This window comes from Kitasatospora sp. NPDC059088 (assembly GCF_042738155.1).
In the GTDB taxonomy this organism is placed as follows: domain Bacteria; phylum Actinomycetota; class Actinomycetes; order Streptomycetales; family Streptomycetaceae; genus Kitasatospora.
Map to the genome: position 1 here is coordinate 80,804 of NZ_JBHYGR010000022.1, position 3,455 is coordinate 84,258.

Below are 3,455 nucleotides of genomic sequence, written 5' to 3' on the forward strand. Positions count from 1 at the left end.
TCGACCCCCACCCCCCCCCCTGCCGGGGCCCGGGGGGGCGGGGGCCCCGGGGGGGCTCGGGGGGGGGGGGGGGCTAACCGACCGCCCGGCGCCCGGGGGGGGGGGGGCGCGGGCCTTCGGTGGTGGTTCAGTGGTGGTTCAGCGGTGATCGGTCCGGCGTCAACGGCCCTGGAGCGACCTGGCGTTGTCCCCGAAGGTCCAGCCCTTCGAGCCGTCCCAGTTGAGCGACCAGGTCATCAGGCCCTTCAAGGCGCCGCCGAAGTTGCCCCAGGCCTGGCCGACCGAGCCCGGGTCCAGGTAGCCGCCGCCGGCACCCGGCTGGGCCGGGAGGCCGGGCACCTGCTTGTCGTAGGGCACCTTGACGGTGGTGCCCTGGATGGTGAGGCCGTTGTTCAGGCAGGTGGTCTGGACGGTGAAGCCCTGCACCGTACCGGCCTGGTAGGAGTCTCCGGAGCAGCCGTACATGCTGCCGTTGTAGTACTGCATGTTCAGCCACCACAGCCGGCCGTTGTCGGCGTACTTCTTGATGATCGGCAGGTAGGCGCCCCAGATGGAGCCGTAGGTGACGCTCCCGCCGGTGACGTAAGCGGTCTCGGGGGCCATGGTGAGGCCGAAGCCGGCGGGCATCTGGGCCAGCACGCCGTCGATGATGCGCATCAGGTTGGCCTGGGAGGCGGAGGGCGTCTTGATGTCACCGCTGCCGGAGAGGCCGGTCTCGATGTCGATGTCGATCCCGTCGAAGTTGTACTTCTTGAGGATCGGGACGACGGTCGCCACGAAGCGGTCGGCGACGGTGCTGGAGCTCAGGTCGATGCCGGCGGCGGCACCGCCGATGGACATCAGGATCGTCGCCCCGGCCGCCTTGGCCTGGCACATCTCGGCGGGGGTGGAGACCTTGACGTTGGCGTCCATGCCGTCCTGCCACTGCACGGTGCCGTCGGAGAGGATCACCGGGAAGGCGGCGTTGATCACGTTGTAGCCGTGCGCGGCGATCCGGCTGTCGGTGATGGGCACCCAGCCCAGGCCCGGGTGGACGCCGTTGGCGGCGCCGTCCCAGTTCTCCCAGTAGCCCTGGAGGACCTTGCCCGTGGGCCGGGGCTTGGTCGGGCAGGTGTCGCCGCCCGGCGGGGTGGTGGGAGGCGTCGTGGGCGGGGTGGTGGGGGGCGTGGTCGGAGGCGTGGTGGGAGGCGTGGTCGGCGGGGTCGTGGGAGGCGTCGTGGGCGGCGTGGTCGGCGGGGTGGTGGGCGGCGTGGAGCTGCTGCCGCCGGGGCCGGTGAGCGACACGTCGTCCGCGTAGTAGGCGGGCTGCCCGTACCAGCCGTGCAGGTAGACCGTCACCGAGGTGGTGCCGGGCCCGGTGGTGAAGTTGACGCTGAGCTGCCCGTAGGAGGCGTTGCCGGGCGCCCAGGTGGACGGGTCGCTGCCGCCGGTGCCGCTGGCGCCCAGGTAGACGTAGCTGCCCTGGACGTAGGCGCTCAGCGTGTACGCGGAGTTGGGCTGCACGCTGATGGTCTGGGAGCACTGGGCGGTGTCCTGGCCGGTCGGCGTGGATCGGAGGGCGGCGCTACCGGAGTGCACCGGGCTGCCGACCACCGCCGCCGTGCCGGGCGAACAGGTCCAGTTGGAGAGTCCGCTCTCGAAGCCGGGGTTGGCCACCAGGTTGGGGGTCGCGGCCCCGGCGGTGACGGAGCCGGTCACCGCGATGCCGGCGCCGACCAGGGCGGCCGTCCCGGCCACGGCGAGGGAGCGGACCAGCGCGGTCGGACGGTGCTGGGCGGCCCGGGGTGTGGGCCGCGACGCGCGTTCCAGACCCGTCCGGCGCGGCTCCCCGCCGGGACGGCCGGCCTCCGGAGCGGGGTGGGAACCGCCCGACGGGCGTGGGGTTCGGGACCTCCGACGGAACATGCTGTGCTCCCTTCCGACCGGGGCGCCAGGGACGTGACCGACGCGTGGGGGCGTGACGCCCGGCCGTGGGTGAGGTGGGGGACATGTGGGGCTGTGCCGGACCGGATCGTAGGAGGGGAGCCGGAGTTGGTCAATAGGTCTGGACCATTAAGGTCTGGACCACTCACGGTTTGAGCCACCCGGACGGCCGCCCGTCCACCGCCCGTGGCGTGTCGGTCCGGGTCGCCGGGGTCCGATCGGACCAACCGCCGGCCGGCCGCGGGAACGCCCGGTCCGGCCCCGGCCCCGGGGCGGAGTGGATTTGACGCACGATCATGCCGCGGGTGACGGTTGCCGGAACCCGTTCACCACACCGCGGAATGCAGGGGTGCCAGATGCACGAGCTGATTCTCCGTCACGCCTCGGAGCAGCCGGACCGGGCGGCCTTCACCGACTCCGGCGGTGCGGTGAGCTACGGCGACCTCGCCCGCCGCACGGCCCTGGTGGCCGGCAACCTCCGGGTCGAGCGCGGCAGTCGGGTCGCGCTCCAGCTGTCCGGCGGGGTGCCCGCGATCACCGCCACCCTCGGCGTCACCCGCGCCGCCGCCGTCGGTGTGCCGATCGACCCGCGGCTCGGCGACGACGAGCTCCGGTTCCGCCTGGCCGACGGCGGCGCCGACCTGGTGGTCACCGACCGCGCCCACCTGGCGCAGGCCCGCCGGGTCGCCGGGGTCCGGGTGGTGACCGTGGACGAGCTGCTCTCCCCCACCGGCGCCCCGCCCCGCGACGACCTCGCTCCGGACGAGCCCGCCTGGCTGCACCACACCTCGGGAACGAGCGGGGACCCGAAGGGCGTGCTGTCGACGCAGCGGGCCTGGCTCCGGTCGGCCGACCACGCCTACCGGGGCCTGCTGGGCATGTCCTCCCAGGACCACCTGCTGTGGCCGCTGCCGCTGTTCCACGCCTTCGGGCACTCGATGTGCGTGGTGGGCGTGCTGGCCCTGGGCGCGAGCGCCCACGTGATGGACCGCTTCACCCCGGAGGCGGCCGCCGGGCTGCTCCGCCGGACGCCCTTCACCGCACTGGGCGGCGTGCCCGCGGTCTTCGCCCAACTCCTGGACGCCGGGGCCCCGTTGCCACCGCTCTGCCTGTCGGCCGGCGCCCCGCTGCCGGCGGAGCTGCGCGAGCGGTTCCGCCGGGTGTCCGGCCACGAGCTGCACGACGGGTACGGCAGCACGGAGGCCTCCGGGAAGGTCGCCGTCGACGGCGTCGTGCTGCCCGGGATCGAGACCCGGTTCGTCGACGGGGAGATCCGGCTGCGGTTGCCCGGCGCCGTCGACTGGCAGGCCACCGGGGACCTCGGCCGGGAGGAGGGCGGCCGGCTGGTGGTGACCGGTCGGGCGAGCGAGATCATCATCCGGGGCGGGGAGAACGTCCACCCCGCCGAGATCGAACAGGTGCTGGCCCCGGGCGCCCCGCCGCCGGGCCCCCGCCGGGGCGGGCGCCGCCCCCCCCCGGGCGGGGGGGGGGCCGCGCGGGGACCGCGGGCGGCGCGGGGGTGAGGCGGCGGG

Annotated in this window: 1 protein-coding gene and 2 pseudogenes; 1 reads left to right on the forward strand and 2 read right to left on the reverse strand. The window is 74.7% G+C overall.

The genetic code is table 11. The features are described from left to right. Positions 1-159: 159 nt before the first annotated feature. Together ACFWXO_RS12985 and ACFWXO_RS12990 are read right to left on the reverse strand one after the other, a co-directional pair. A pseudogene (locus ACFWXO_RS12985) lies at positions 160-1,119 on the reverse strand (chitinase); the annotation flags it as partial. 207 nt (positions 1,120-1,326) lie between these two features. Then, positions 1,327-1,905 (reverse strand): annotated as a pseudogene (locus ACFWXO_RS12990) (carbohydrate binding domain-containing protein); the annotation flags it as partial. Positions 1,906-2,279: 374 nt separating this feature from the next. Between ACFWXO_RS12990 and ACFWXO_RS12995 the strand changes: the two are divergent. Beyond that, the gene (locus ACFWXO_RS12995) at positions 2,280-3,446 is read left to right on the forward strand and encodes a class I adenylate-forming enzyme family protein (RefSeq protein WP_380523743.1); all 1,167 of its coding nucleotides are present in this window, start codon (positions 2,280-2,282) and stop codon (positions 3,444-3,446) included. Positions 3,447-3,455 lie beyond the last annotated feature (9 nt).

Coding starts and splice junctions, on each gene's coding strand:
- ACFWXO_RS12995 (WP_380523743.1), top strand. CDS start 2,280: ATGCACGAGCTGATTCTCCGTCACGCCTCGGAGCAGCCGGACCGGGCG.